This window comes from Stenotrophomonas sp. P5_A8 (assembly GCF_056400545.1).
In genome coordinates, this window is sequence record NZ_JBFULB010000317.1 from 1 (window position 1) to 4,380 (window position 4,380).

Annotated in this window: 4 protein-coding genes and 1 pseudogene; 3 read left to right on the forward strand and 2 right to left on the reverse strand. The window is 66.3% G+C overall.

Translation table 11 applies throughout. The annotated features are described in order from the left end of the window. A partial coding sequence (locus AC1DQP_RS17100; RefSeq protein WP_478052066.1) for a sensor histidine kinase occupies positions 1-392 on the reverse strand: 392 nt, incomplete at its 3' end. Between the two features lie 75 nt (positions 393-467). Here AC1DQP_RS17100 and AC1DQP_RS17105 point away from each other — a divergent pair. Next, positions 468-669: pseudogene (locus tag AC1DQP_RS17105) on the forward strand (efflux RND transporter permease subunit); the annotation flags it as partial. A gap of 275 nt (positions 670-944) precedes the next feature. On the opposite strand, the gene AC1DQP_RS17110 reads toward AC1DQP_RS17105, so the two are convergent. Next, entirely contained in the window at positions 945-1,355 is a 411-nt protein-coding gene (locus tag AC1DQP_RS17110) for a GFA family protein (protein WP_256775690.1), read from the reverse strand. Between the two features lie 162 nt (positions 1,356-1,517). On the opposite strand from AC1DQP_RS17110, the gene AC1DQP_RS17115 reads away from it, so the two are divergent. Together AC1DQP_RS17115 and AC1DQP_RS17120 are read left to right on the forward strand one after the other, a co-directional pair. Continuing rightward, positions 1,518-2,495, forward strand: a complete 978-nt coding sequence (locus AC1DQP_RS17115) for an Lnb N-terminal periplasmic domain-containing protein (RefSeq protein WP_478052068.1) — start codon at positions 1,518-1,520, stop codon at positions 2,493-2,495. Beyond that, the coding region (locus AC1DQP_RS17120; protein ID WP_478052067.1) for an esterase/lipase family protein at positions 2,492-4,380 on the forward strand (1,889 nt) is incomplete at its 3' end. The genes AC1DQP_RS17115 and AC1DQP_RS17120, both read left to right, overlap by 4 nt.

Consider the following 4,380-nt stretch of genomic DNA (forward strand, 5'->3'; position numbering starts at 1 on the left):
GCATTGGACAGCAGGTTGGCCAGGGCTTCGAACAGCAGTTCGCGGTCGCCGCTGACCGGTGGCAATGGCGCGGCGATTTCCAACTGCAACACCTGCTGCTTCTCTTCGGCCAGCGGCAGGTAGAACTGGTGCAGCTCCCGCAGCAGCTCGGGCACATCCACCTCGACGAAGGCCGAACGGCGCTGATGGCTTTCCAGTTCGGACACGCGCAGCAGGGCGGTGAAGCGCGCCATCAGCAGATCGGCTTCGACCAGCGCCTTGTCGATCTGGTCGGTGTGCGGATCGTTTTCGCCCAGTTCGACGCGGGTGCGGTACAGGTGTGCGCGCAGCCGGGTGAGCGGTGTGCGCAGGTCGTGGGCGATGCTGTCGCACACGCCTTTGACTTCGGTCATCAACTGCTCGATGCGTTCGAGCATGGCGTTGACGATGCTCGACAGCCGGTCGATTTCATCCGGACGCCCGGAAAGCGGCCGATCGTGATGACCTCGCTGGCGTTCATCGCCGGCGTCATCCCCCTGACTGGCTACGGGCGCCGGTGCGGTGAGTCGGCGCGAGATCGGCATGAGCGTGATCGGCGGCATGCTCTCGGGCACGCTGCTGGCGATCGTGCTGGTGCCATTGTTCTTCGTGCTGGTGCGTGGGGTGGGCAAGGCGCGCACCGTGCAATGAGGACCGGCGGGTCGTCACACGATTGTCGTGCCGGCCTCACCTGGCCTATGCCAACGCGTCGGTAACGTCACCCGTCACCGTCCCCCACGGAGACCTGCCATGTGGTTGCTCGACCGACTCTGGCCTGCACGGCCGGCCACGCAGACACCGCCGCCTGCAAGCCCCGCGGACGCCGCGCAGCGTCGCCCCGTGTTCAAGCGCCCGCTGCGCGTGGGACGCCCCCGGATGGCGGCGCCCTGGCAGAAAGTGGCACCGCCGCCGCGGCGGCGCAGCCACTAGCCCGGTGTACGGTCGGAAGGGTGGTTCACCCCGTCGTTGACCGGCACGTCGCCCAGCGCGTACGGGTTGATCCCGTCCAGGCAGCCGAGGTTGTAACCGTACTCGTCCGGCGAGGAGCGGCGCTGGTGGTGGGTGTAGATGCCGCAGATGCTGCAGAACCAGTGCCGGGCCACGTGGGTGTTGAACTGGTACAGACGCAGCGTCTGGTCGCCCTGGATCACCTCCAGGTCGGCCAGCTTTACCGAGCCCACGATCGCCCCCTTGCGCCGGCACAGCGAACAGTCGCAGCGCCGCGGCGACAGCACGCCGTCGGGAAGATGCAGGCGCAGGACCACCGCGCCGCAGTGGCAGCGGGCCAGATGATGGCGCTGGATCGGCACGCCGCCGATGGAACGCAGACCCTGCATGCGACAACTCCTGAGGGGTGGACCGGGGCCTGCAAGTATGCCGCCGGCCCAAACTGAACACGCAGATATGTTCCCCACACCCCGGTTATGGCTAACTAGCGCCCCGAACCAACGACGGAACGACGCGTGAAGAAGGCAGGACGATGGGGATTGGCGCTGGTGATGCTGGTCGCAGCGCTGTGGATCACCGGCCTGCTGGCCTACCAGTTGCCCGGTCCGGGGTGGTTGCGCGGGATCGCGATCGCGGTGTGGCTGGGCTTCGCGCTGACCACGGCAGTGGCGGTCGGGCGCGCGCGCGCCGGGCGCTGGCCGGGCGCGCTGTACGTGGCCGCGCTGGTGGCCTCGGGGGTGTGGTGGCTGCTGCTCACCCCGCGCCAGGACCGGGTCTGGGCCGATGACGTGGCCCAACGGCTGAAGGTCGTTGCGTTCGACGGACAGCATGTCGTGCTGGACAACGTCCGCGACTTCACCTGGCGCAGCGAAGACGACCACGACGTGCGCTGGGTGCGGCGCAGCTATGACCTGGACCAGCTGCGCTCGGCCGACCTGGTGATGTCCTACTGGATGGGACCGATGATCGCCCACACGCTGGTGTCTTTCGGCTTCGCCGACGGTCGCTACCTGGTGTTCTCGCTGGAGATCCGCAAGGAGCGCGGTGAGTCGTTCTCGGCACTGGGCGGGTTCTTCCGCAAGTTCGAGATGACCCTGGTGGCCTCGGAGGAAACCGACATCATCCGCGTGCGCAGCAACGTGCGTGGCGAAGATGTCTACCTGTATCGGCTGCACGGCATGACGCGCGAACAGCTCAAGGGCCTGTTCGTGTCCTACCTGGGCGAGGCACGCAAGCTGGATGCCGCCCCGGCGTTCTACAACACGCTTACCAGCAACTGCACCACCATCGTGTACGAACTGGCCAAGCAGATCGCGCCGGGCCTGCCGCTGGATTACCGGCTGCTGGTGTCGGGCTATTTCGCCGAGTATGCACGCGACCTGAGCGTGCTGACGCCGGGCGTGGACTTTGCCACGTTGAAGGCGCGCGGCCGCATCACCGATCGCGCACGCGCCGCCGGCGACGATCCCGATTTTTCCCGACTGATCCGCCAGGGCATGCCCGGCGCCGAGCAAGGAAGCGTTCCATGAAACGGCTGTCCATGAGGTTCCCGCGCCGCACGCTGCCGTTGCTGGCGGTGGTGCTGTCGCTGCTGCTGTCCAGCGGCTGCGCGATGGTGACCATGAAACAGGTGGCCCCCACCGACTACCTGGCCAACAAGCGCGGCGACGTGCTCACCTCGGGCAAGCTCAGCGCCGCCTCGCAGGAGACGTTGAGCGTGATCGGGCTGGACGAGGATACGTGCGCCAAGGACGTGGCGACCTGCCAGAAGACCCTGGAAGACACCGACGTGCTGCCCGAGGAACAGCGGCTTTCCGCGCTGTCCGAGTTGTGGGTGAAGAACGCGTTGGGGTTGAGCCCCAAGCCCAAGGATCGCGACAAGCATCCGATGAGCGATGCGGCGCTGGATGCGTGGCTGGAAGCGGCGCGCTATGCCTACGCCTACCTGTTTTTCAGTGGGCGCACGCCATCGGACCGGGCCTTCGAGGATCGCCAGACCCAGGTCCGCGACTATTACAACTACGCCGCCGAGCAGACCGCCGCGGTGGTATTCAAGCGCGCCCGCGAGAGCGCGCTGGAAGGGGAGGACTACAACGCACCGGTGGCCGGCGAGCGCTGGACGCTGACCTCGGACTTCGACGAGCTGCGCATGCCCAGCATTCCCACCGGCATGGTCTCGGCCTCGTCGCTGAGCTTTGCCGGCCTGCGCAGCACCTATCGCCGCGATGGCTTCGGCGCCGAACTGGTGGTGGTGATGGACCCGCCCAAGCTGATCGCCGCGGCGGACGGGCAGAAGGCCGAGATTCCCCAGTACAGTGAAATGTCGGCGATCAACGCCACCGCGCTGCTGCGCTTCAAGGGCGACACCCTCAAGCAGGTGCTGGACACCACCCAGGTGTTGTTCGATGTGTACTCACCGGAGTCCACCGAGAGCGTCAACTTGCACGGCGAGAAAGTGCCGCTGGCCGGCAACTTCACTGCGGCCTACGGCATGTGGCTGGCGCAGTCCGGCTTTGCCACGCAGTCGCTGYGCACCCTGTTCGGGCTCAGCGAAGGCATCGGCGAACCGCATATGTACCTGATGCAGCCATGGGACCCCAACCGCCGCATCATCTTCATGCTGCACGGTCTGGGCAGCAGCCCGGAGGCGTGGGTGAACGTGGCCAACGAGGTGATGGGCGACCCCGAACTGCGCAAGCACTTCCAGGTGTGGCAGGTGTATTACCCGACCAACGCGCCGATCGCATTGAACCGCTATGAGATCAACCAGGCGTTCAACAACACGCTCAAGCACTTCGATCCCGACGGCAGCACGCCGGCGTCCAAGGACATGGTGTTCATCGGCCACAGCATGGGCGGCGTGCTGGCGCGGTTGCTGGTCACCTCTTCGGGCGATGTGCTGTGGGACCAGCTGCTGGCCAACTATGACCTCAAGGGGGAACGCCTCAAGCGCGTGGAAGCCAAGCTCGGTCCGCTGCTGCACTTCACCGCCGAACCGAACGTGGAGCGCGCCATTTTCATTGCCGCCCCGCACAAGGGCACCGACATCGCCGGCAACCGTGTCGGGCGTCTGATCGGCCGGCTGGTGCGCCTGCCGATCACCCTGCTGGGCAAGTTCGAGGATGTGTTCCAGACATTGCAGCAGGCCGAAACGCAGTCCGCACAGCAGACCAAACTGCAGATCCCCAACAGCATCGACAACCTCAAGGCCAGCGATCCGTTCGTCAAGGCCGCCGGCGCGCTGCCGATCGAGCCGGGCCTGAAGTACCACTCGATCATCGCCCAGCGCAAACCGGACGTGCCGCTGCAGCAGTCCGACGATGGCCTGGTGCCGTACTGGAGCGCGCATCTGGACGGGGCGGTATCGGAGAAGGTGATCATCTCCGGGCACAGCGTGCAGGAAACCCCGCAGGC